Source organism: Pseudomonas mohnii (assembly GCF_900105115.1).
In the GTDB taxonomy this organism is placed as follows: domain Bacteria; phylum Pseudomonadota; class Gammaproteobacteria; order Pseudomonadales; family Pseudomonadaceae; genus Aquipseudomonas; species Aquipseudomonas mohnii.
Genome location: NZ_FNRV01000001.1, coordinates 1763830 through 1786424, shown reverse-complemented (window position 1 = coordinate 1786424; position 22595 = coordinate 1763830). Strand labels below are relative to the sequence as shown.

Sequence of the window (22595 nt, the reverse complement as noted above, 5' to 3'; positions counted from 1 at the left end):
AGGCCATACCGGGCGGTTGCCAGGGCCGGAAGCCGCAGTACCCAACCAACGAGGAATTCGTCATGGCTTTAACAGTAAACACCAACACTACTTCCCTGGGCGTTCAGAAGAACCTGAACAAAGCGTCCGACGCACTGTCGACCTCGATGACCCGTCTGTCCTCCGGCCTGAAAATCAACAGCGCCAAAGATGACGCCGCTGGCCTGCAGATCGCTACCCGTATGACTTCGCAGATCCGTGGCCAGACCATGGCTATCAAAAACGCCAACGACGGTGTTTCGATCGCTCAGACCGCTGAAGGCGCTCTGCAAGAATCGACCAACATTCTGCAACGTATGCGTGAAATTTCGGTTCAGTCGCGAAACGACTCGAACGGTACTGCTGACCGTGACGCTCTGGACAAAGAATTCCAACAGTCCGTTGCTGAACTGACCCGTATCGCTCAATCGACCAACCTGAACGGTAAGGCTCTGATCGACGGTACTGCTGGTGCGATGGAATTCCAGGTAGGTTCGAACACCTCTTCCGACAACCAGATCACTCTGACCCTGTCGACCAGCTTCGACGCCAGCGCATTGGGCATGACCGGTATTGCCATCTCCGGTACAGACAACGCTACTAACCACACCAACGTTGACGCTTCGATCTCGGCTATCGACGCTGCTCTGGCCAACATCAACGCCACTCGCGCTGACCTGGGTGCTGCTCAGAACCGTTTCGCGACTACCATTTCCAACCTGCAGAACATCAACGAAAACGCCAGTGCTGCACTGAGCCGCGTACAAGATACCGACTTCGCTGCTGAAACTGCACAGCTGACCAAGCAACAAACTCTGCAACAAGCTTCCACCGCAGTTCTGGCTCAGGCCAACCAACTGCCATCCGCTGTACTGAAACTGCTTCAGTAATCGCCGATGAGTTTTGGCGGGGGGGTGCGCTGGTCGCGCTCTCTCGCTTTTTACTTTTTTAAGAGGTGACGGACATGGATATGAGCGCCAAGCTGAACTTGTCTTATCCTGCGGCCAGGCAGGCGACGACAGTTGCCGAAAAGCCTGCGGAAACGCCTCACCCGGTGGTTGCTCAGGTAACTGCTGTCAAGGAAGAAAGTAAAAGCGTTCCGACCGATCAGGAAAAACTGAAGATGGCCGTACAGGAAATCGAAAAGTTTGTGCAGTCGGTCAAACGCAACCTGGAGTTCTCGATCGATGAGCCTTCAGGCAAGGTAGTTGTCAAAGTCATTGCCAGTGATTCGGGTGAGGTGATCCGTCAGATCCCCAACGAGGAAGTTTTGAAGCTGGCAAACAGTTTGAATGATGCAAGCAGCCTCTTGTTCAGCACGAAGGTCTGATAATTGGCACGAATTTTGTTGCTATATTCTTTTGGGCGTTGTAGTGGTCAAAAGGCCGGCGACACACTGAAGGGAGTTCCACATGGCAAGTCCAATTCAACCGGGAAGTGGTCTGGGTTCCGGTCTTAATATCAGTTCGATCGTCACGGCCTTGGTCAACGCTGACAAATCGGCCAAGCAGAACCAGATCGACCGGCAGACGGCCACCAACACCGCGCAGATCTCCGGTATCGGTTCCCTCAAGAGTGTTCTGGCGAACTTCCAGACGGCGATGAAGAACCTGAGCAGTACGACTAACCCGCAGTTTCTGGGGTTCACTGCCACTTCCGGCGATGCCAAAGTACTGACGGCTACGGCCAGCAATACGGCTGTCAATGGCACTTATGTCGTTAAGGTCAGCAATCTGGCAACTTCTTCGAAGGTGGCAACCGCGGCGTTCGCTGGCGGTGCCAGTACTTCGATTCCCGAAGGTACGCTTAACATCACCCAGAATGGCACTTCCGTTCCCGTGACCATTCCGGCGGGCGCGACGTTGCAATCGGTTCGTGATGCGATCAACACCCAGCAGGGTGCCAACGGTTTCAGTGCCAACATCGTTACTGACTCGTTTGGTTCGCGCCTGGTGATGGGGTCTTCGGCCACGGGTGCAGGTTCCGATATTACCCTTAGTGGGATCACGGGTCTGGAAATCACGGCCGGTCAGAAGATGGGTGCAACGCCGACCGCTACTTCGGCAGGTGCCATTGGTGAGTTCGCGGTAGACGCCAATTTCACCGTGGACGGCCTCGCGCTGACCAGCAAGACCAACACTGTGGACAAGGCCGTTTCCGGTTTGACCCTGAATCTGGTCGCTGGTGGTGATGCAACGACCACTGTAACTGTTGGCCCTAACGGCGATGGCTTGAAAAAGGCCATCCAGAGTTTTGTTGACGCTTACAATCAGGTTGTGACCAGTGTCAACTCCTTGACCAAGCCTACCCTGGATAAAGACGGCAATCCGACGGTCGCCGCTGCGCTGACCGGCGACCCGTTGTCGCGTAGCGTTCTGGCCTCGATCCGTGAGCCATTGGTCACAACGGGGGCAGGCGACAAGCTTACCGTTCTGTCGCAGTTGGGCATCACCACTAACCAGAAGACCGGGGCGCTGGATTTCGACAGCACCAAGTTTTCCAAGGCAATGGATACCCAAAAGCTGGGCGGCGAAGTCCAGAAGCTGTTCCTGGGTGATCCAACAGCCACTGGCGCTGCTGCCAAAGGTCTGTTGACGCGCATGAATGAGGCCATCCAGCCTTACACGGTCACTGGCAAGGAGGGTATCCTCGATTCGCGCTCGACCAACCTGGCCAAGACCAAGTCGAACCTTGCTGAGCAGCAGGCCGCTCTGGATCGTCGCGTCGAGACGCTGACCGCCGTGCTGACCAAGAAGTACAACGACATGGATAGTCTTGTCGGCAAGTTGAAGGCAACAGCGAGCAACATCACATCCATGTTCGATGCGATAAACGCTCAGAAAAACGCCTGATACTCCGTACACGCCAAAAAAGCCCGGCAGCAGAATGCGCTCGTCGGGCTTTTTGGTTTTCGATCTAAAGGTTTTTGGTGCCGTGTCGATAGACTGGTTATACGAATCACAGATTTTTGGATGAGGTAGAGCATGAACCCGATGTTAGCCCTTCGGCAATATCAGAAGATTGGTGCGCAAGCCCAGACTTCCGAAGCCAGTCCGCACCGCCTGGTGCAGATGCTGATGGAGGGCGGGCTGGATCGTATCGCCCAGGCCAAAGGCGCGATGGAGCGCAAGGACATCCCGAACAAGGGCATCCTGATCGGCAAGGCCATTGGCATTATTGGCGGTTTGCTCGAAGGACTTGATCTGGATAATCAGTCCGATACCGTGGGGGAACTGGCCAATCTGTACGAATACATGATGAAGCGCCTGACCGAAGCCAACGCCAAGACCGATCCGAAGATCCTCGACGAAGTCGCGGACCTGCTGCGCACGGTCAAAGAAGGTTGGGATGCCATCGGCACGCCGGCTCCACAGTTCTGAAGGAGATCGCCATGAGTCTTGTACTGCAGCGAATTGAAGAAACCCGCGACGCTCTGGTCGATGCTCTGGCCGAGCGCAACTGGGAGGCTATAGGCGAGTTGGATCTGGCTTGCCGTTCCTGCATGGAAGACGTCATGAGTGAGGCCGCGGTGGACGAGGTCGCGTTGCGCGACAACCTTGAGGAACTGCTCGGGGTTTACAAGCAACTGCTCGATGCGGCCACCGGGGAGCGTCAGGCAATAGTCGATGAGATGTCGCAGATCACCCAAGCGCAAAACGCGGCAAAGGTTTACCATCTGTTTGGATAATTAATCCCCGGTTAATCCAGACATGTGCGCCATAAATTTGACTGTGCACGGTTTTTTGACTTAACTAGTGGCTGTTTTCAGATTTCAGGCGTCTACAGGCACATGGTGTCCTGCAAGCGTCTCGCTTGCCCCTTATTTCGGGCATTGAGTTGACTAGGGAAGTTGCTATTGCATGTGGCGTGAAACCAAAATTCTGCTGATTGATGACGATAGCGTCCGCCGCCGCGACTTGGCGGTGATTCTAAATTTTCTCGGTGAAGAAAATTTACCCTGCGGTAGCCATGACTGGCAGCAGGCTGTCGGTTCGTTGGCATCCAGTCGTGAAGTAATCTGTGTCCTCATCGGGACGGTCAATGCTCCAGGTGCGCTTCTGAGTTTGTTAAAGACACTCTCCACCTGGGATGAGTTCCTTCCGGTTTTGTTGATGGGCGATAATTCTTCCGTTGACCTGCCGGAAGACCAGCGTCGCCGAGTGCTTTCGACCCTGGAAATGCCACCCAGCTACAGCAAGTTGCTCGACTCCCTGCACCGTGCCCAGGTCTATCGCGAGATGTACGACCAGGCCCGTGAGCGCGGTCGTCATCGCGAGCCCAATCTTTTCCGTAGCCTTGTCGGCACCAGCCGGGCGATTCAACACGTCCGTCAGATGATGCAGCAAGTCGCCGATACCGATGCCAGCGTGCTGATCCTCGGTGAGTCGGGGACTGGCAAGGAAGTGGTTGCGCGTAACCTGCATTACCACTCCAAGCGCCGTGATGCGCCGTTCGTGCCGGTCAACTGCGGCGCAATCCCCGCGGAGCTGCTGGAAAGCGAATTGTTCGGCCATGAGAAGGGCGCCTTTACCGGTGCGATCACCAGCCGTGCCGGGCGTTTCGAACTGGCCAATGGCGGCACCCTGTTCCTCGACGAAATCGGCGACATGCCGTTGCCGATGCAGGTCAAATTGCTGCGTGTGTTGCAGGAGCGCACCTTCGAGCGCGTGGGCAGCAACAAGACCCAGAGCGTCGATGTGCGCATCATCGCGGCCACTCACAAGAATCTCGAAAGCATGATCGAGATCGGCACCTTCCGCGAAGACCTGTACTACCGCCTGAATGTGTTCCCGATCGAGATGGCGCCGTTGCGCGAGCGCGTCGAGGACATTCCGCTGCTGATGAACGAGTTGATCTCGCGCATGGAGCACGAAAAGCGGGGTTCGATCCGTTTCAACTCGGCGGCAATCATGTCGCTGTGCCGTCACGGCTGGCCGGGTAACGTCCGCGAGCTGGCAAACCTGGTGGAGCGCATGGCGATCATGCATCCGTACGGCGTGATCGGCGTGGTCGAATTGCCGAAAAAATTCCGCTACGTCGACGACGAAGACGAGCAGTTGGTCGACAGCCTGCGCACCGACCTGGAAGAGCGCGTGGCCATCAACGGTCATACGCCTGACTTCAGTGCCAACGCCATGTTGCCGCCGGAAGGCCTGGACCTGAAGGATTACCTCGGTGGTCTGGAGCAAGGCTTGATTCAGCAGGCCCTGGACGATGCCAACGGCATTGTCGCGCGAGCTGCCGAACGCCTGAGAATCCGTCGGACCACCCTGGTGGAGAAGATGCGCAAGTACGGTATGAGTCGTCGTGACGGTGATGAACAGGCGGATGATTGACGCGTGTTTTTCAACTCCTTCATTTATAGGCGGTTTTTTTTCGGCACGGGTATTGCTACATCCCTCGCAACGTTCCGTTTCACTGACGGTCAGCCAAGCGAGAGAGCACGATGCCCCAAGCCGCCCAGATGTCTCCTGTCTCAGATGCTTTTGGGAATACCCTGGGGCAACCGTCGTCGGTAGAGCAGGCAAGCCGGCAGGGTCTTGAGCAGGCTTTTGCCCTGTTCAACCAAATGTCGAGCCAGTTGACCGACTCCTACAGCATGCTCGAGGCCCGGGTCACCGAGCTCAAGGGCGAGCTGGCGGTAGTCAGCGCACAGCGCATGCAGGAGCTGGCGGAAAAAGAACGCCTGGCCAACCGTCTGCAAAACCTCCTCGATCTGTTACCCGGCGGCGTCATCGTCATTGATGCCCTGGGCATCGTGCGCGAGGCCAATCCGGCGGCTTGCGAACTGCTTGGGCTGCCTCTTGAGGGTGAGCTGTGGCGGCATGTCATTGCCCGTTGCTTTGCGCCCCGTGAAGACGACGGCCATGAAGTGTCCCTCAAGGACGGTCGGCGTTTGTCGATTGCCACGCGCTCGCTGGATGCAGAACCCGGTCAGTTGGTGTTGCTCAACGACCTGACTGAAACCCGTCATTTGCAAGATCAACTGGCCCGCCACGAACGCCTGTCGTCCCTGGGGCGAATGGTCGCGTCGCTGGCTCATCAGATTCGTACGCCATTGTCTGCCGCGTTGCTGTATGCAAGCCATTTGACCGAGCAGGCGTTGCCGGTCGAGACTCAGCAGCGTTTCGCCGGGCGACTCAAGGAGCGCCTGCATGAGCTGGAGCACCAGGTGCGCGATATGCTGGTGTTTGCCCGCGGCGAGCTGCCCTTGACCGATCGTGTAACCCCCAGGCAACTGATGCAGTCGCTGCAAGCGGCCGCATTGACCCATGTGCAGGACCTACCGATCCGCTGGCAGTGTGACAGCCATGTCGGCGAGTTGCTGTGCAGTCGCGACACCCTGGTCGGGGCCATTCTCAATCTCATCGAAAACGCCATTCAGGCCAGCGGCGGTCATGTCCGTCTGAAGGTTCATCTGTACACCCGCGAAAACACCCTGCGCCTGTGTGTCAGCGATAGCGGCAGCGGTATCGACGACGCCGTGCTGGCGCGTTTGGGTGAGCCGTTTTTCACCACGAAATCCACCGGGACCGGCCTGGGCCTGACGGTGGTCAAGGCGGTTGCGCGTGCCCATCAGGGCGAGTTGCAGTTGCGCTCGCGACTGGGGCGCGGCACTTGTGCGCAGGTGAGCCTGCCGCTTTTTTTTGGTGAAAAAACCAGCGCTCAGAGAGCCGAGTGAAGGTCATGGGTATCAAGGTTCTACTGGTCGAGGATGACCGCGCACTACGCGAAGCACTGGCTGACACGCTGTTGCTCGCCGGACACGATTACAAAGCCGTCGGTTCGGCGGAAGAAGCATTGGCCACCGTGGGGGGCGAGGCGTTCAGTCTGGTGATCAGCGACGTCAATATGCCGGGCATGGATGGTCATCAATTGCTCGGCTTGCTGCGCGCGCGTCAGCCGCAACTGCCGGTGTTGCTGATGACCGCGCACGGTGCCGTGGAGCGGGCAGTCGATGCGATGCGCCAGGGCGCCGCGGATTATCTGGTCAAGCCGTTCGAGCCCAAGGCCTTGCTCGATCTGGTGGCCCGTCATGCCTTGGGCAGTCTGGGCGCGCCGGAGAGTGAAGGGCCTGTCGCGTTCGAACCGGCCAGTGCGCAGTTGCTCGAACTGGCTGCGCGGGTCGCGCGCAGCGACTCCACGGTGCTGATTTCCGGCGAATCGGGGACCGGTAAAGAAGTGCTGGCGCGCTACATTCATCAGCATTCTCATCGCGCCAGCCAGCCGTTCATTGCGATCAACTGTGCGGCGATCCCCGACAACATGCTGGAGGCCACGCTTTTCGGTCACGAAAAAGGTTCTTTCACCGGTGCCATCGCGGCGCAGGCCGGCAAGTTCGAGCAGGCCGATGGCGGGACTATCCTGCTTGACGAAATTTCCGAGATGCCCCTGGGGCTTCAGGCGAAATTGCTGCGTGTGCTGCAAGAGCGCGAGGTTGAGCGAGTCGGTGCGCGCAAGCCGATCACCCTGGACATTCGTGTTGTCGCCACCACTAACCGTGATCTGGCCGGGGAAGTGGCGGCGGGGCGTTTCCGTGAAGACCTTTATTATCGCCTGTCGGTGTTTCCGCTGGCCTGGCGTCCGTTGCGTGAGCGCCCCGCCGACATCCTGCCGCTGGCCGAGCGTCTTCTGGCCAAGCACGTCAATAAAATGAAGCATGCCGTGGCGCGACTGTCCCCCGAGGCGCAGGCTTGCCTGGTCGGTTATCCGTGGCCGGGTAATGTGCGTGAGCTGGATAACGCGATCCAGCGTGCGCTGATCCTGCAGCAAGGTGGCTTGATTCAACCTCAGGATTTCTGTCTGAGCGGCCCGGTCGCCTGTGCGCCCCTGCCGGCCTTGGCGCCCGTGCCCGTGCGGGCAGTGGAGGTCGAAGCCGAAACGGGCGGAGCGCTGGGGGGTGACCTGCGCCGCCGTGAGTTCCAGATGATTATCGACACGTTGCGTACAGAGCGTGGCAGGCGCAAGGAGGCTGCTGAGCGGCTGGGCATCAGCCCGCGTACCTTGCGTTACAAATTGGCGCAAATGCGCGATGCGGGAATGGACGTGGAAGCCTGTTTGTTCGCCACCTGACGCAGTTCCTGTAGGAGCGAGCCTGCTCGCGATGGTCGTTAACGATTACTCGGGGTTTCAGGATAAACGCGGTGCTCTTGAGATCATCGCGAGCAGGCTCGCTCCTACAGGACGAAGTTCGGATTAGGGGCGGGGATGGCTTTTGTTGGGCGCAGCCACGGAGCTGGCACCCTTGTTGCTAACACCTCACTACCCGCCGAGCGAGTGTCAAAAAAATTGCGGGACGCCAACGACGTAGTTCGTCAAAGAGAGAAGTCATGAGCCAAGGTATTGAATTCAACCGATTGATGCTGGATATGCGCGCCATGCAAATGGATGCCATGTCTGCGCCGAAGTCGTCTGCCGCAGTCCCTGAACTGAGTGGCACCAGCTTTTCCGACATGCTCGGTCAGGCTGTCAATAAAGTGAACGACACCCAGCAGGCTTCCTCTCAATTGGCCAACGCCTTCGAGATTGGCAAGAGCGGTGTCGACCTCACCGACGTGATGATTTCCTCGCAAAAGGCCAGCGTGTCTTTTCAAGCATTGACCCAAGTGCGTAACAAGCTGGTTCAGGCTTACCAAGACATCATGCAGATGCCGGTTTAAGGACGAGATTGAGTCATGGCAGAAGCAGTCGCCGATAATGTTCCGGCCAAGGCCACACCGATAGACGGCAAACCGCCGCTGTTCGGCCTGTCCTTCCTGGAAAACCTTTCCGAGATGACCATGTTGCGTCAGGTGGGCCTGCTGGTCGGCCTGGCGGCGAGCGTGGCGATTGGTTTTGCCGTGGTGTTGTGGTCCCAGCAACCGGACTATCGGCCGCTGTACGGCAGCCTTGCCGGTATGGACGCCAAGCAGGTCATGGATACCCTGGCCTCCGCCGATATTCCCTACACCGTTGAACCCAATTCCGGTGCCTTGCTGGTCAAGGCCGACGACCTGTCCCGCGCGCGGCTCAAACTCGCGGCTGCTGGTGTCACTCCCAGCGACGGTAACATCGGGTTTGAAATTCTCGACAAAGAGCAGGGTCTGGGCACCAGCCAGTTCATGGAGGCGACCCGCTACCGTCGCGGTCTTGAAGGTGAACTGGCGCGCACCATCTCCAGCCTGAACAACGTCAAGGGTGCCCGTGTGCACCTGGCGATTCCGAAGAGCTCCGTGTTCGTGCGCGACGAGCGCAAGCCAAGCGCTTCGGTCCTGGTTGAACTCTATTCCGGCCGCTCTTTGGAGCCTGGCCAGGTCGTGGCCATCATCAACCTGGTGGCGACCAGCGTTCCTGAACTGAGCAAGTCGCAGATCACCGTCGTCGACCAGAAAGGCAACCTGCTGTCCGATCAGGCGGAAAACTCCGAACTGACCATGGCCGGCAAGCAGTTCGATTACAGCCGTCGCATGGAAAGCATGCTCACCCAGCGCGTGCATAACATCCTGCAGCCGGTGTTGGGCAATGACCGCTACAAAGCCGAAGTCTCGGCCGATGTGGATTTCAGTGCCGTCGAATCGACTTCCGAGCAGTTCAATCCCGACCAGCCGGCGTTGCGCAGTGAGCAGTCGGTCAACGAACAGCGTACCGCCAGCAATGGCCCGCAAGGCGTACCGGGTGCCCTGAGCAACCAGCCGCCGTCGCCGGCCTCGGCACCGCAAACCACCGGTGGCGCCACGGCGTCGGCCGGCATGGTGCAGCCAGGCCAGCCATTGCTCGATGCCAACGGCCAGCAAATCATGGACCCGGCCACCGGTCAGCCGATGCTGGCGCCGTACCCGGCGGACAAGCGTCAACAATCCACCAAGAACTTCGAACTCGACCGTTCCATCAGCCACACCAAGCAGCAGCAGGGTCGTTTGAATCGCCTGTCGGTGTCGGTGGTGGTGGATGATCAGGTCAAGATCAACCCGGCCAACGGTGAGACCACCCGTGCGCCATGGAGCGCCGATGAATTGGCGCGCTTCACCCGTCTGGTGCAGGACGCTGTCGGTTTCGATGCCAGCCGTGGCGACAGCGTCAGCGTGATCAACATGCCGTTCTCTGCCGAGCGCGGTGAAGTGATTGCCGATATTCCGTTCTACTCCCAGCCGTGGTTCTGGGACATCGTCAAGCAAGTGCTGGGTGTCTTGTTCATCCTGGTGCTGGTGTTCGGTGTACTGCGTCCGGTGCTCAACAACATCACCGGTGGCGGCAAAGGCAAACAGCTGGCCGGCATCGGCAGTGACGTCGAGTTGGGCGGCATGGGCGGCCTGGACGGCGAACTGGCCAACGACCGCGTCAGCCTCGGTGGCCCGACCAGCATCCTGCTGCCGAGCCCGAGCGAAGGCTATGACGCACAGTTGAACGCAATCAAGAGTCTGGTGGCAGAAGATCCGGGTCGTGTGGCCCAGGTCGTGAAAGAGTGGATTAACGCAGATGAGTGATAACCGAGCCGTTGCCGCCAAACTGTCCAAAGTCGACAAAGCCGCGATCCTGCTGCTGTCTCTGGGCTCGACCGATGCCGCTCAGGTACTGCGCCACATGGGGCCCAAGGAGGTCCAGCGTGTGGGTGTGGCCATGGCGCAGATGGGTAACGTGCACCGCGAGCAGGTCGAGCAGGTGATGAGCGAGTTCGTCGACATCGTCGGCGACCAGACCAGCCTGGGTGTTGGCTCCGACGATTACGTGCGCAAAATGCTCACCCAGGCCCTGGGCGAGGACAAGGCCAACGGCCTGATCGACCGGATTCTGCTGGGCGGCAACACCAGTGGCCTCGACAGCCTGAAGTGGATGGAGCCGCGCGCCGTCGCCGACGTGATCCGCTACGAGCACCCGCAGATCCAGGCGATCGTGGTGGCCTATCTCGATCCGGACCAGGCCGGTGAAGTGCTCGGTAACTTCGACCACAAGGTGCGACTGGACATCATTCTGCGGGTTTCCTCGCTGAACACCGTGCAGCCAGCAGCCCTGAAAGAACTCAACCAGATTCTCGAGAAGCAGTTCTCCGGCAACTCGAATGCTTCGCGTACCACCTTGGGCGGTATCAAGCGCGCCGCCGACATCATGAACTTCCTCGACAGTTCGATCGAAGGCCAGCTCATGGACTCGATCCGCGAAGTCGACGAAGACCTGTCCGGTCAGATCGAAGACCTCATGTTCGTGTTCAACAACCTGGCCGATGTCGACGACCGTGGTATCCAGGCGTTGCTGCGCGAAGTGTCCTCCGACGTGCTGGTGCTGGCCCTCAAGGGCTCGGACGAAGGGGTCAAGGAAAAGATCTTCAAGAACATGTCCAAGCGTGCGGCCGAACTGTTGCGCGACGACCTCGAGGCCAAGGGCCCGGTGCGCGTCAGCGACGTGGAAACCGCGCAGAAAGAAATCCTCACCATCGCCCGCCGTATGGCCGAAGCCGGGGAAATCGTTCTCGGCGGCAAGGGCGGCGAGGAAATGATCTAACACCATGGCCAAGCATGATGAGTCGCCCACTGACCTGATCCGGGCCAGGGATGTCGGTGGTTTTGATACCTGGGCGCTGCCCAGCTTCGATCCGCCTGCACCCGAGCCTGAGCCTGAGCCGGAACCCGAACCGCCGGAAATGGAAGAAGTGCCGCTGGAAGAAGTCCAGCCACTGACCCTCGAAGAGCTCGAAAGCATTCGCCAGGAAGCCTACAACGAAGGCTTCGCCACCGGTGAGCGAGAGGGATTCCACAGCACCACGCTCCGGGTTCGTCAGGAAGCCGAAGTGGCGCTGGCGGCGAAGATTGCCGGTCTGGAACAACTGATGGCGCATCTGTTCGAGCCTATTGCCGAGCAGGACACACAGATCGAAAAGTCTTTGGTCGACCTCGTCCAGCACATCACCAAACAAGTGATTCAGCGCGAACTGGCCATCGATTCGACGCAGATTGAACACGTCATGCGCGAGGCCCTCAAACTCCTGCCGCTGGGCGTCGGCAATGTGCGGTTGTACATCAATCCGCAGGATTTCGAGCAGGTCAAAGCCCTGCGCGAGCGTCATGAGGAAACCTGGCGCATCGTTGAAGACGAAGCGTTGCTGCCGGGCGGTTGCCGGGTCGAGACGGAACACAGCCGTATCGATGCCACGATCGAAACCCGCGTTACGCGGGTGATGGACAAGCTGTTCGATCAACTGCACGAACAGGCCCTACACCCTGCCGCCCCCGATCTGAGCCTGGAACTGCCGGTCGAAGCCAAACCGGCCATTGCGCCAGCGCCGGACGTTCCCGATGCGCCTTGAACGCACCAGTTTCGCCAAGCGCCTGGGCAGTTATGCCGAGGCCACGGAACTGGCCGGCGCGCCGATCCTCGAAGGGCGCTTGCTGCGCATGGTCGGTTTGACCCTTGAGGCCGAAGGCTTGCGCGCGGCCATGGGCAGCCGTTGCATGGTCATCAACGACGACAGCTACCACCCGGTGCAGGTCGAAGCCGAAGTCATGGGCTTCTCCGGCAGCAAAGTCTTTCTGATGCCGGTCGGCAGCGTCGCCGGCATTGCGCCCGGCGCCCGAGTCGTTCCCCTGGCGGATGCCGGTCGCCTGCCGATGGGCATGAGCATGCTCGGGCGGGTACTCGATGGTGCCGGGCGTGCGCTGGACGGCAAGGGCGGGATGAAAGCCGAGGACTGGGTGCCGATGGACGGCCCGACCATCAACCCGCTCAAGCGCGAACCGATCAGCGAGCCGCTGGATGTCGGCATTCGATGCATCAACGGTATGTTGACGGTCGGTCGCGGTCAGCGGCTCGGGCTGTTCGCCGGTACCGGCGTCGGTAAATCCGTTTTGCTGGGCATGATGACCCGCTTCACCGAGGCCGACATTATCGTCGTCGGGCTGATCGGTGAGCGGGGTCGTGAAGTCAAGGAGTTCATCGAGCACATCCTCGGTGAGGAGGGGCTCAAGCGTTCGGTGGTGGTGGCGTCGCCAGCGGACGATGCGCCACTGATGCGTCTGCGCGCAGCCATGTATTGCACGCGAATCGCTGAATATTTCCGTGACAAGGGCAAGAACGTCCTGTTGCTGATGGATTCGCTGACCCGTTTCGCCCAGGCCCAGCGGGAAATTGCCCTGGCCATCGGCGAACCGCCGGCGACCAAGGGTTATCCGCCCTCGGTGTTCGCCAAGTTGCCGAAACTGGTGGAACGGGCCGGTAACGCCGAGAAGGGCGGCGGTTCGATCACCGCGTTCTACACCGTACTGTCCGAAGGCGACGATCAGCAGGACCCGATTGCCGACTCGGCGCGCGGCGTGCTCGATGGCCACATTGTGCTGTCCCGGCGCCTGGCCGAAGAGGGGCATTACCCGGCGATCGACATCGAGGCGTCCATCAGTCGGGTCATGCCGGCGGTGGTGTCGCCGGAGCACATGGTCCGTGCGCAGTATTTCAAACAGTTGTGGTCGCGCTATCAACAGAGTCGCGATTTGATCAGCGTCGGTGCCTATGTTGCCGGTGGTGATCGCGAGACCGATCTGGCGATTTCCCTGCAGCCGCAGTTGGTCACATACCTGCGCCAGGGCCTCAACGACAACGTCAGCCTGGGCGAAAGCGAGGCCTATCTAGCCTCGATCTTCGCGCCTGCGGCGGGCGGTTAACCGGTCATGGCCCAGACCCGGGCAGGGCGCCTGGCCCCCGTGGTGGGCATGGCCGAAAAGTCCGAGAAAACCGCAGCCCAGCGTCTGGGGCACTTTCAGGGGCAGGTGCGTCTGGCGGAAAGCAAACTCGCCGATCTCGAAGCCTTTCGTCTCGATTATCAAGAACAATGGATCGTGCGCGGCAGTGGCGGCGTGTCGGGCCAATGGCTGCTGGGCTATCAAGGCTTTCTGGCGCAACTGGGCACGGCCATCGATCAGCAACGACAAAGCCTGGCCTGGCACCAGAACAACCTGAACAAGGCACGGGAAACCTGGCAGCAGGCATTTGCCCGGGTCGAAGGTTTGCGCAAACTGGTGCAACGCTACGCGGATGAAGCGCGGGCGCTCGAAGACAAGCGCGAGCAAAAACTGCTGGATGAGTTGTCCCAGCGCTTGCCGCGACAGGATGCGTATTGAAAAGGTGAGCCGCGATGGCGATCTGATGGACGGCATCCTTTTCCGGCCTTGCCCCAACCTTTACCAAATGCTAAACCTTGTACAAGCAGGTTCCCCAATGACAAGGAAGCCATGACATGTCAGTTGTTACAGAAATCTCTGCGGATGGACAAAAGCTGACGATATCGGTCAAGGGACGATTCGATTTCGCCAAACACCTGGAATTTCGTAATTCCTATGAGCTTCCCGATCGCGCCATGCCGAGTTCCGTTGTAGTCGACCTGAAAGAGGCGACTTATCTCGATAGTTCGGCGTTGGGGATGTTGTTGCTGCTTAGGGATCATGCCGGTGGCGAAAACTCCGATATTCGCGTCGTCAACAGCAGTTCCGATGTGAAGAAAATCCTCGCGATTTCCAATTTCGACAAACTGTTCGACATCAGTTGATCGCCGTGAAGCCTGCACTCGAATCGCTGACGATTCTGATTGCCGAAGACAGCGCGGCAGATCGCATGCTGTTGTCGAGCATCGTTCGTCGCCAGGGGCATCAGGTGCTGACCGCGGCCAACGGTGCCGAAGCGGTCGAAGTCTTTCGCCTGCAATGTCCGCAACTGGTGTTGATGGACGCGATGATGCCGGTGATGGATGGCTTCGAAGCCGCCCGGCAGATCAAGGCGTTGGCCGGGGAAACCCTGGTGCCGATCATCTTTCTCACGTCATTGTCCGAAAGCGAAGCCCTGGCCCGTTGCCTGGAGGTGGGCGGCGACGACTTTCTGGCAAAGCCTTACAACCAGGTGATTCTCTCGGCCAAGATCAAGGCGATGGATCGATTGCGACGATTGCAGGCCACCGTGCTGCAGCAGCGCGATCAGATCGCCCGGCACCACGAGTATTTGCTCAACGAGCAGCGGGTGGCGAAGGCCGTGTTCGACAAGGTGGCCCATTCGGGCTGCCTCAACGCCCCTAATATCCGTTACCTGCAATCGCCCTACGCGCTGTTCAACGGCGATCTGTTATTGGCCGCGTTTACCCCGGCGGGTGACATGCATGTGCTGCTCGGTGATTTCACCGGCCATGGTTTGCCGGCAGCCGTCGGTGCGATGCCCCTGGCTGAGGTCTTTTACGGCATGACCGCCAAGGGCTATGGCCTGGCGGAAACCTTGCGCGAGATGAATGCCAAGCTCAAACGTATCCTGCCGGTGGACATGTTCTGCTGCGCAACGCTGCTGTGCCTGAGTGTTCAGCGACGTTCGGTGGAGGTCTGGAATGGCGGCATGCCGGACGGCTACCTGCACAGCATGGCCACTGGCGAACGAACGCCCCTGACCGCACGCCATTTGCCCCTCGGCGTGCTGAATTCGCAAGCCTTTGATGATCGCACTGAAGTGTTTCCCATGGCGCTCGGGGATCGGGTATTCCTGCTCTCCGACGGTGTGATCGACACTTGCGATGCCAACGAACAGCTGTTTGGTGTGCAGCGACTGCAAGAGGTGTTTGCGCTCAATCGTCAGCCGGATGCACTGTTCGAAGAGATCGAGCGGGCGCTGCGGGACTTTGGCGGCGAAGCGCGCGACGACGTGAGCATGGTCGAAATCAGCCTGTTGGAGCCCGCGCGGCTGAATCCGCCCGCGGTGGTCTACTCCGACAGCGGTCAATCCTGCCCGCTGGACTGGTCGGTGAGTTTCGAGTTTCGTGCCGCTACCCTCAAACGCTTCAATCCGTTGCCCTATTTGCTGCAATTGCTGCAGGAGGTTCACGGTCTGCGGGCACAAAGCGGGGCGCTCTACAGTGTGCTGGCCGAGTTGTATTCCAATGCGCTGGAGCATGGTGTGCTTGGCCTGGATTCAGGCCTCAAGCGCGATGCTTCGGGTTTTACCCGCTACTACCAACAGCGCAATGTGCGCCTGGATGAGTTGCAGGACGGTTTTGTCCGGGTGCATTTGCAGGTCACGCCAGAGGGCGAGGGCGGTTGCCTGGCGATTTGCGTCGAAGACAGCGGCAAGGGATTCGATGTCGAGCGGGTGCTGGAACGCCCTCTGGATCCTGTCCGTCTGTCGGGACGCGGTGTCAGTCTGATCCGCCAGTTGGGGCGTAATGCCAGCTGGTCCGACGATGGTCGTAGTGCTCGCGTGGAGTTTTACTGGGAGGCTCTGGCATAATCCGCGCATTCTTGATCAAGGAGTGAGCAAGTGGCAGACACACATCTCGACCCGGACGTGCTGAGCGCGTTGCAAGAGGTCATGGAGGGCGAGTATCCGATCCTGGTGGATACCTTTCTCGCTGATTCCGAACAGCGCTTGCAGCTGCTGAAACAGGCCGCCGACGCTACGCAGATCCTTGAGATGGCCCACAGCTTCAAGGGCAGTAGCAGCAACATGGGCGCGATTCGCCTGGCTGACCTGTGTCATGAGCTGGAGCTGAAGGCTCAAGGGCAAAATCTTTCAGGCGCTGAGGCGCTTGTCGCGGAAATCGATCGCGAATTCGCGTTCGTTCGACCGCTCTATGAGGAGGAGCGACGGCGTTCGCTCTCCGCCAGTTTGATCATTCGGCGCTAGTCACGGCACCGTTTGAACAAAACTGGCGCGACCCTTGCAGTAATCTCCCCCAACTGTACCTACGAGCCCAGTGCAGCGGAGACCGTTTCATGCCCGTTACCCCCAATTCACTTCTTCAGGCCGCCGCGCAGGCCAAGACTCAAGCTGCCGCCAATTCCACGGCGCCAACCGCTGAGCCCGGGGACAAGGCCTCCAGCTTCGCGCAGGTCTACGCCAGGCAAGCCGAGAACAAACCCGTTGCAGCGGCAGACGGATCGGCCAAGCCGGCACGCGAAACAGCTCCCGACAACGCCGGAAAAAAAGACATCGCCGGCGATAAATCTGCCGCCCCGGAACCGACGGTTGCCGATAGCGGCAAAACCTTGCCCGCCGATAAACCGGCGCAGGGCGATGACAAGGTCGCCAGCGATAGTGCTTCGGATGCCGCGCAGACCCTGGCTGCCGATACAGCGCCAGTTGACCCGGCGCTCGATCCGGCCATGATGGAGACCGTGCAGCCGGTGGTGACCGCCCCTGTGCCGACAACGCCGCCAGTGGCTGAAACTGTACAGCCCTCGGCTGAAGCGCCAGTCGCCGCAGCGGTGACAGCGCCAGCGACAACGACAACGACGGCGGCCGCCGCGACCACGAATCCCGATTTCGATCCCGAAGCCGATCCCCTTGACGCGTTACCGGCTGTTCGCATGGCGATGGAGCAGAGCGGCCACGTTTCCGCATCCAGTCAGGCGCAGCCGAAAGCGGCACCGACCTCCGCACAGGCGCAGGCTGAAGGAGAGCCGACCTCGGCACAGAGTTTTGCCGCCGGTATGGCGAGCATGCTCGAAGTGCAAGCCGACAAGGACAGCACCAGCCAAGGGGGGGACAAGGCGTTCAGTGGTCTGATCGATGACGGTTTGAAGGATCTCAAATCCGCCAGCAGCGACACTCGGGTCGATGATTTCGCCAACCGTCTGGCGGCATTGACTCAGGCAGCCACGCCGAAAACCGCCAACGCATTGCCCGTGAACCAGCCGATCGCCATGCATCAGAGTGGCTGGACCGACGAAGTGGTCAATCGTGTCATGTACCTGTCGAGTGCCAATCTGAAGGCGGCTGACATTCAGTTGCAGCCAGCAGAACTGGGGCGCCTCGACATTCGGGTCAACATGGTGCCGGATCAACAGACCCAGGTGACGTTCATGAGCGCTCATCCGGCTGTTCGCGAGGCACTCGACGGGCAGATGCATCGGTTACGTGACATGTTCGCGCAGCAGGGCATGGGGCAGGTCGATGTCAACGTGTCCGACCAGTCCCGTGGGTCGCAGCAAGGACAGGATCAGGCTCATCAAGGGCAGAGTGGGCGAACCAGTACCAGTGGTGGCCGCCTCGACTCCGTGGATGACGATATCGCCTCGAGCGTGGCTGAAGTGGCTGCGACAACGACCAGCGTGATCGGCTCCAGTGCTGTCGACTACTACGCCTGATTCCGCCAGATACATAACCCTGTGGGAGCGGGCTTGCCCGCGATGGGGCTATTACATTCAGCATGTTCGTTGATTGTTACACCACCATCGCGGGCAAGCCCGCTCCCACAGGGTGTTGCGGCGTGCTTCAGATCGTATGCATCCCCACCCATCTCCATTCCGATACTTCTGGCATAACACTTGCTCTTGCCTTGCCGTGCGACTGTGAAAACCCGAATAGTGACGGATTATTGGCATGGCGAAGAGCGACGCAGCAGTAAAAGACCCCGCAACCAAAGGCAAACTCAAGCTGGTTATCTTGATCGTGGTGGCTGTGCTACTGGCGATCGGCTTGTCCGTGGGGGCGACCTGGTACTTCATGCACAGTAACCAGAGCAAGCCTGTTGCCGTGGCTGAGACCGCTCCGGTCGGCAAGCAGCCCGCGATTTTCGAATCCATGGCGCCGGCGTTCGTGGCCAACTTCAACCAGAACGGCCGTCAACGCTACATGCAGGTGAGCATCACCATGCTGGCCCGCAACCAGGCTGATCTGGATGCACTGAAGGTTCACATGCCAGTGATCCGCAATAACCTGGTCATGCTGTTCTCCGGGCAAGACTTCGCCACGCTCGCGTCGCCGGTCGGCCAGGAAATGTTGCGCCAGAAGGCCACGGCCAGCGTCCAGGAAGTGGCGCAGAAAGAACTTGGCAAAGTGGTCATCGAACAGTTGCTTTTCACTAATTTCGTACTGCAGTAGGAACACGACATGGCCGTGCAAGACCTGCTGTCCCAGGATGAGATCGACGCGCTGTTGCATGGCGTTGACGATGGTCTGGTACAGACCGATACCGTTGCCGAACCCGGCAGCGTCAAAAGCTATGACCTGACCAGCCAGGATCGCATCGTCCGTGGACGCATGCCGACCCTGGAAATGATCAACGAGCGTTTCGCCCGCTACACACGCATCAGCATGTTCAACATGCTGCGCCGCTCGGCAGACGTGGCGGTCGGTGGCGTGCAGGTGATGAAATTCGGCGAATACGTGCACTCGCTATACGTGCCGACCAGTCTCAACCTGGTCAAGATCAAGCCGCTTCGCGGTACCGCGCTGTTCATCCTCGACGCCAAACTGGTGTTCAAGCTGGTGGACAACTTCTTTGGTGGTGACGGCCGTCACGCGAAGATCGAAGGTCGTGAATTCACCCCGACCGAGCTGCGTGTCGTGCGCATGGTGCTGGAACAGGCCTTCGTCGATCTGAAGGAGGCCTGGCAGGCGATCATGGAAGTGAACTTCGAGTACATCAACTCGGAAGTGAACCCGGCCATGGCCAACATCGTCGGTCCGAGCGAAGCCATTGTGGTCTCGACATTCCACATCGAACTCGATGGCGGTGGCGGTGACCTGCACGTGACCATGCCGTACTCGATGATCGAGCCGGTGCGCGAAATGCTCGACGCCGGTTTCCAGTCGGACCTCGACGATCAGGACGAGCGTTGGGTCAATGCATTGCGCCAGGACGTCATGGATGTCGACGTGCCAATCGGCGCCACGGTTGCCCGTCGCCAGCTGCGCCTGCGCGACATCCTGCACATGCAGCCGGGGGATGTGATCCCGGTGGAAATGCCGGAAGAGATGATCATGCGCGCCAACGGTGTGCCGGCCTTCAAGGTCAAGATGGGCTCGCACAAAGGCAACCTCGCGTTGCAGGTGATCGAGCCGATCGAACGCCGCTGACAGGCGCCCTAAACATTCGCTTTTAACTGACGGCTTCCAATCGAATGGTTGCCTGCCGAGGAACACGAGATGGCAAACGACATGAATACCCAGGACGACCAGGCGCTGGCGGACGAATGGGCTGCGGCCCTGGAAGAAACCGGTGATGCAGGGCAGGACGACATCGATGCCTTGCTGGCCGCCGATGCGGCCAGTTCGTCATCCAATCGCTTGCCCATGGAAGAATTCGGCAGCTCGCCGAAAAACAACGAGCCGGTCAGTCTCGAGGGTCCGAACCTGGACGTGATTCTCGACATTCCGGTGTCGATCTCCATGGAAGTCGGCAGCACCGACATCAACATCCGCAACCTGCTGCAGCTCAACCAGGGTTCGGTGATCGAACTCGATCGCCTGGCCGGCGAGCCTCTGGATGTGTTGGTCAACGGCACGCTGATTGCCCACGGCGAAGTGGTGGTGGTCAACGAGAAGTTCGGCATCCGCCTGACCGACGTGATCAGCCCAAGCGAACGCATCAAGAAGCTGCGCTGAGTGAAAAGGCTTCTGGGGTTTGTGCTGGCGTTGCCGCTCAGCGTGCTGGCGGCCGAACCGGTGGCGACGGTTGCGAACGCCGCTGCCGTACCCGCGGTCGGCAGCGGTGTGGGCGGGCAATTGACGCAACTGGTATTCGGCTTGCTGCTGGTGCTGGGGCTGATTTTTTTTCTCGCCTGGCTGTTGCGCCGGGTTCAGCAGGCCGGGCCGGCCGGCAAGGGGCAGGTGATCGAACTGATCGGTTCCCGTGCCCTGGGCCCGCGTGACCGTTTGATGCTGGTGCAAGTCGGCAACGAGCAGATTCTTCTGGGTCTGAGCCCTGGCACCATCACGGCGTTGCATGTGCTCAAGGAGCCGGTGCAGGTGCCCGATACCGAGTCGACGACCCCCGAGTTTGCCCAGCGCCTGATGGAGCTGTTGGGCAAGGATCAGAAGGATAAGAAGTAATGGGTGCGTTACGCATCGTCTTGACGCTGGCGCTGATGCTGGCCGCGCCGCTGGCGTTCGCCGCCGATCCGCTATCAATCCCGGCGATTACCCTGGGCACCAATGCCCAGGGCGCGCAGGAGTACTCGGTCAGCCTGCAGATCCTGCTGATCATGACCGCGCTGAGTTTCATCCCGGCGTTCGTCATGCTGATGACCAGTTTCACCCGGATCATCATCGTCTTTTCGATCCTGCGTCAGGCCCTGGGCCTGCAGCAGACGCCGTCGAACCAGATTCTCACGGGCATGGCGCTGTTCCTGACCCTGTTCATCATGGCGCCGGTGTTCGATCGCGTTAACCAGGATGCCTTGCAGCCGTACCTGGCAGAGAAACTCACCGCCCAGGATGCCGTGGCCAAGGCCCAGGTGCCGATCAAGGACTTCATGCTCGCCCAGACCCGCACCAGCGATCTGGAGCTGTTCATGCGCCTGTCCAAGCGCACCGACATTGCCACGCCTGATCAGGCGCCACTGACCATCCTGGTGCCGGCATTCGTGACGTCGGAGCTCAAAACCGCGTTTCAGATCGGCTTCATGATCTTCATTCCGTTCCTGATCATCGACCTGGTCGTGGCCAGTGTGCTGATGGCCATGGGTATGATGATGCTGTCGCCTCTGATCATCTCCCTGCCGTTCAAAATCATGCTGTTTGTACTGGTGGATGGCTGGGCGTTGATCATCGGCACCCTGGCCAGCAGTTTTGGCGGTGTGTCGCCATGACGCCTGAAGTCGCCGTCGATATCTTCCGCGAAGCACTGTGGTTGACCACCATGATGGTGGCCGTGCTGGTCATCCCCAGTTTGCTGGTGGGTCTGTTGGTGGCGATGTTCCAGGCCGCCACCCAGATCAACGAACAGACCCTGAGCTTTTTGCCGCGTCTGTTGGTGATGCTGGTGACGCTGATCGTTGTTGGTCCGTGGTTGGTGCAAACCTTCATGGAGTACATCCAGCAGTTGTACGGCAGCATTCCGCAGGTCATTGGTTAAACCATGTCGCTGCTCGCATTGACCGACACCCAGATCAGTACCTGGGTGGCAGCATTCATGTTGCCGCTGTTTCGCGTGGGGTCGCTGCTGATGGTCATGCCGGTTTTCGGCACGACCCTGGTGCCCCGGCGGGTACGCCTGTATTTCGCCGTGGCGATCACCGTGGTCATCGCGCCGGGCCTGCCCCCCATGCCGCCGGTGCATGCCCTGGACCTGAGTGGGTTGTTGCTGATTGCCGAGCAGATCCTCATCGGTGCGGTAATGGGCTTCTCGTTGCAGTTGTTCTTCCAGGCCTTCGTCGTGGCGGGGCAAATCGTCGCCATTCAGATGGGCATGGGCTTCGCGTCCATGGTCGACCCCACCAACGGTGTGTCGGTGGCGGTGATCGGGCAATTCTTCACCATGCTGGTGACGCTGTTGTTCCTCTCGATGAACGGCCATCTGGTGGTGTTCGAGGTGCTCACTGAAAGCTTCACTACGCTGCCGGTCGGTAGTGGCTTGACGGTCAATCATTACTGGGAGCTGGCCGGCAAGCTCGGCTGGGTGCTGGGTGCGGCGCTGCTGCTGGTGTTGCCGGCGATCACGGCGTTGCTGGTGATCAACATCGCCTTTGGCGTGATGACCCGGGCGGCGCCGCAATTGAACATTTTCTCCATAGGTTTTCCACTGACGCTGGTGCTCGGGCTGTTTACCGTCTGGGTCGGGCTGGCGGACATTCTCAATCAGTATCAACCGATGGCCTCCGAGGCCTTGCAGTTTTTACGCGAACTGGTACAGGCGCGCTGAG

Annotated in this window: 25 protein-coding genes; all 25 read left to right on the top strand. The window is 59.6% G+C overall.

The genetic code is table 11. The features are described 5' to 3' along the window. Positions 1–62: 62 nt before the first annotated feature. The 25 genes from BLV61_RS08435 (at position 63) to fliR (ending at position 22594) form a co-directional block, all read left to right on the top strand. The gene (locus BLV61_RS08435; RefSeq protein ID WP_047532016.1) at positions 63–908 is read left to right on the top strand and encodes a flagellin domain-containing protein; all 846 of its coding nucleotides are present in this window, start codon (positions 63–65) and stop codon (positions 906–908) included. Positions 909–982: 74 nt separating this feature from the next. Further along, positions 983–1348, top strand: coding sequence for a flagellar protein FlaG (locus BLV61_RS08430; RefSeq protein WP_090464150.1), 366 nt, complete (start codon positions 983–985; stop codon positions 1346–1348). 82 nt (positions 1349–1430) lie between these two features. Beyond that, a complete protein-coding gene (gene fliD, locus BLV61_RS08425; RefSeq protein ID WP_090464146.1) occupies positions 1431–2870 on the top strand; it encodes a flagellar filament capping protein FliD in 1440 nt (479 codons plus the stop codon). Between the two features lie 132 nt (positions 2871–3002). Beyond that, a complete protein-coding gene (gene fliS, locus BLV61_RS08420) occupies positions 3003–3398 on the top strand; it encodes a flagellar export chaperone FliS (protein ID WP_047532010.1) in 396 nt (131 codons plus the stop codon). 11 nt (positions 3399–3409) lie between these two features. After that, positions 3410–3706 (top strand): flagellar protein FliT, encoded by a 297-nt coding sequence (fliT, locus tag BLV61_RS08415; RefSeq protein ID WP_090464142.1) that lies wholly within the window; start codon positions 3410–3412, stop codon positions 3704–3706. A 172-nt stretch (positions 3707–3878) separates the two neighbouring features. Continuing rightward, positions 3879–5354, top strand: a complete 1476-nt coding sequence (locus tag BLV61_RS08410; RefSeq protein ID WP_047532006.1) for a sigma-54 dependent transcriptional regulator — start codon at positions 3879–3881, stop codon at positions 5352–5354. 128 nt (positions 5355–5482) lie between these two features. Continuing rightward, a complete protein-coding gene (locus BLV61_RS08405) occupies positions 5483–6700 on the top strand; it encodes a sensor histidine kinase (protein WP_425272099.1) in 1218 nt (405 codons plus the stop codon). A gap of 5 nt (positions 6701–6705) precedes the next feature. Next, positions 6706–8091 carry a sigma-54-dependent response regulator transcription factor FleR gene (fleR, locus tag BLV61_RS08400; RefSeq protein WP_090469818.1) on the top strand — a complete coding sequence of 462 codons (1386 nt, stop codon included), beginning with the start codon at positions 6706–6708 and terminating at the stop codon, positions 8089–8091. Between the two features lie 257 nt (positions 8092–8348). Next, complete coding sequence (fliE, locus tag BLV61_RS08395) at positions 8349–8678, top strand: flagellar hook-basal body complex protein FliE (protein ID WP_047532003.1); 330 nt, start codon at positions 8349–8351, stop codon at positions 8676–8678. A gap of 15 nt (positions 8679–8693) precedes the next feature. After that, the gene (fliF, locus tag BLV61_RS08390) at positions 8694–10481 is read left to right on the top strand and encodes a flagellar basal-body MS-ring/collar protein FliF (RefSeq protein WP_047532002.1); all 1788 of its coding nucleotides are present in this window, start codon (positions 8694–8696) and stop codon (positions 10479–10481) included. Further along, positions 10474–11493, top strand: a complete 1020-nt coding sequence (fliG, locus tag BLV61_RS08385) for a flagellar motor switch protein FliG (protein WP_007983391.1) — start codon at positions 10474–10476, stop codon at positions 11491–11493. The genes fliF and fliG overlap by 8 nt, the downstream gene beginning before the upstream one ends. A gap of 4 nt (positions 11494–11497) precedes the next feature. Next, a complete protein-coding gene (gene fliH / locus BLV61_RS08380; RefSeq protein WP_090464139.1) occupies positions 11498–12295 on the top strand; it encodes a flagellar assembly protein FliH in 798 nt (265 codons plus the stop codon). Beyond that, positions 12285–13643: a flagellar protein export ATPase FliI gene (fliI, locus tag BLV61_RS08375; RefSeq protein WP_047531997.1), complete on the top strand. Its 1359-nt coding sequence runs from the start codon at positions 12285–12287 to the stop codon at positions 13641–13643. Before fliH ends, fliI begins: the two co-directional genes overlap by 11 nt. A gap of 6 nt (positions 13644–13649) precedes the next feature. After that, entirely contained in the window at positions 13650–14099 is a 450-nt protein-coding gene (fliJ, locus tag BLV61_RS08370; protein WP_090464136.1) for a flagellar export protein FliJ, read from the top strand. Positions 14100–14215: 116 nt separating this feature from the next. After that, positions 14216–14524, top strand: coding sequence for an STAS domain-containing protein (locus BLV61_RS08365; RefSeq protein ID WP_047531993.1), 309 nt, complete (start codon positions 14216–14218; stop codon positions 14522–14524). Between the two features lie 5 nt (positions 14525–14529). Continuing rightward, the gene (locus BLV61_RS08360) at positions 14530–16236 is read left to right on the top strand and encodes an ATP-binding SpoIIE family protein phosphatase (RefSeq protein ID WP_090469815.1); all 1707 of its coding nucleotides are present in this window, start codon (positions 14530–14532) and stop codon (positions 16234–16236) included. 30 nt (positions 16237–16266) lie between these two features. Further along, positions 16267–16632, top strand: coding sequence for an Hpt domain-containing protein (locus BLV61_RS08355; protein WP_047531992.1), 366 nt, complete (start codon positions 16267–16269; stop codon positions 16630–16632). Positions 16633–16721: 89 nt separating this feature from the next. After that, positions 16722–18095 carry a flagellar hook-length control protein FliK gene (locus tag BLV61_RS08350; RefSeq protein WP_090464133.1) on the top strand — a complete coding sequence of 458 codons (1374 nt, stop codon included), beginning with the start codon at positions 16722–16724 and terminating at the stop codon, positions 18093–18095. Positions 18096–18330: 235 nt separating this feature from the next. Continuing rightward, positions 18331–18831 (top strand): flagellar basal body-associated protein FliL, encoded by a 501-nt coding sequence (gene fliL / locus BLV61_RS08345; RefSeq protein ID WP_047531985.1) that lies wholly within the window; start codon positions 18331–18333, stop codon positions 18829–18831. Between the two features lie 9 nt (positions 18832–18840). Further along, a complete protein-coding gene (fliM, locus tag BLV61_RS08340) occupies positions 18841–19809 on the top strand; it encodes a flagellar motor switch protein FliM (RefSeq protein ID WP_047531984.1) in 969 nt (322 codons plus the stop codon). Positions 19810–19878: 69 nt separating this feature from the next. Continuing rightward, the gene (gene fliN, locus BLV61_RS08335; protein WP_047531982.1) at positions 19879–20337 is read left to right on the top strand and encodes a flagellar motor switch protein FliN; all 459 of its coding nucleotides are present in this window, start codon (positions 19879–19881) and stop codon (positions 20335–20337) included. Then, positions 20338–20784, top strand: a complete 447-nt coding sequence (fliO, locus tag BLV61_RS08330) for a flagellar biosynthetic protein FliO (protein ID WP_047531980.1) — start codon at positions 20338–20340, stop codon at positions 20782–20784. Continuing rightward, positions 20784–21542, top strand: coding sequence for a flagellar type III secretion system pore protein FliP (gene fliP / locus BLV61_RS08325; protein WP_090324267.1), 759 nt, complete (start codon positions 20784–20786; stop codon positions 21540–21542). The genes fliO and fliP overlap by 1 nt, the downstream gene beginning before the upstream one ends. Next, positions 21539–21808 (top strand): flagellar biosynthesis protein FliQ, encoded by a 270-nt coding sequence (gene fliQ / locus BLV61_RS08320; RefSeq protein WP_047531977.1) that lies wholly within the window; start codon positions 21539–21541, stop codon positions 21806–21808. Before fliP ends, fliQ begins: the two co-directional genes overlap by 4 nt. 3 nt (positions 21809–21811) lie before the next feature. Continuing rightward, positions 21812–22594, top strand: a complete 783-nt coding sequence (gene fliR, locus BLV61_RS08315; RefSeq protein ID WP_090464130.1) for a flagellar biosynthetic protein FliR — start codon at positions 21812–21814, stop codon at positions 22592–22594. Position 22595: the final 1 nt, after the last annotated feature.

Excerpts from the sequence above, each read along its gene's own strand:
- fliQ (WP_047531977.1), top strand. The coding sequence starts at position 21,539 with ATGACGCCTGAAGTCGCCGTCGATATCTTCCGCGAAGCACTGTGGTTG.
- BLV61_RS08435 (WP_047532016.1), top strand. The coding sequence starts at position 63 with ATGGCTTTAACAGTAAACACCAACACTACTTCCCTGGGCGTTCAGAAG.
- BLV61_RS08405 (WP_425272099.1), top strand. The coding sequence starts at position 5,483 with ATGTCTCCTGTCTCAGATGCTTTTGGGAATACCCTGGGGCAACCGTCG.
- fliI (WP_047531997.1), top strand. The coding sequence starts at position 12,285 with ATGCGCCTTGAACGCACCAGTTTCGCCAAGCGCCTGGGCAGTTATGCC.
- fliF (WP_047532002.1), top strand. The coding sequence starts at position 8,694 with ATGGCAGAAGCAGTCGCCGATAATGTTCCGGCCAAGGCCACACCGATA.
- fliN (WP_047531982.1), top strand. The coding sequence starts at position 19,879 with ATGGCAAACGACATGAATACCCAGGACGACCAGGCGCTGGCGGACGAA.
- fliJ (WP_090464136.1), top strand. The coding sequence starts at position 13,650 with ATGGCCCAGACCCGGGCAGGGCGCCTGGCCCCCGTGGTGGGCATGGCC.
- BLV61_RS08365 (WP_047531993.1), top strand. The coding sequence starts at position 14,216 with ATGTCAGTTGTTACAGAAATCTCTGCGGATGGACAAAAGCTGACGATA.
- BLV61_RS08410 (WP_047532006.1), top strand. The coding sequence starts at position 3,879 with ATGTGGCGTGAAACCAAAATTCTGCTGATTGATGACGATAGCGTCCGC.
- fliL (WP_047531985.1), top strand. The coding sequence starts at position 18,331 with ATGGCGAAGAGCGACGCAGCAGTAAAAGACCCCGCAACCAAAGGCAAA.
- fliG (WP_007983391.1), top strand. The coding sequence starts at position 10,474 with ATGAGTGATAACCGAGCCGTTGCCGCCAAACTGTCCAAAGTCGACAAA.
- BLV61_RS08350 (WP_090464133.1), top strand. The coding sequence starts at position 16,722 with ATGCCCGTTACCCCCAATTCACTTCTTCAGGCCGCCGCGCAGGCCAAG.
- BLV61_RS08430 (WP_090464150.1), top strand. The coding sequence starts at position 983 with ATGGATATGAGCGCCAAGCTGAACTTGTCTTATCCTGCGGCCAGGCAG.
- fliP (WP_090324267.1), top strand. The coding sequence starts at position 20,784 with ATGGGTGCGTTACGCATCGTCTTGACGCTGGCGCTGATGCTGGCCGCG.
- fliH (WP_090464139.1), top strand. The coding sequence starts at position 11,498 with ATGGCCAAGCATGATGAGTCGCCCACTGACCTGATCCGGGCCAGGGAT.
- fliD (WP_090464146.1), top strand. The coding sequence starts at position 1,431 with ATGGCAAGTCCAATTCAACCGGGAAGTGGTCTGGGTTCCGGTCTTAAT.
- fliR (WP_090464130.1), top strand. The coding sequence starts at position 21,812 with ATGTCGCTGCTCGCATTGACCGACACCCAGATCAGTACCTGGGTGGCA.
- fleR (WP_090469818.1), top strand. The coding sequence starts at position 6,706 with ATGGGTATCAAGGTTCTACTGGTCGAGGATGACCGCGCACTACGCGAA.
- fliT (WP_090464142.1), top strand. The coding sequence starts at position 3,410 with ATGAGTCTTGTACTGCAGCGAATTGAAGAAACCCGCGACGCTCTGGTC.
- fliM (WP_047531984.1), top strand. The coding sequence starts at position 18,841 with ATGGCCGTGCAAGACCTGCTGTCCCAGGATGAGATCGACGCGCTGTTG.
- fliS (WP_047532010.1), top strand. The coding sequence starts at position 3,003 with ATGAACCCGATGTTAGCCCTTCGGCAATATCAGAAGATTGGTGCGCAA.
- fliE (WP_047532003.1), top strand. The coding sequence starts at position 8,349 with ATGAGCCAAGGTATTGAATTCAACCGATTGATGCTGGATATGCGCGCC.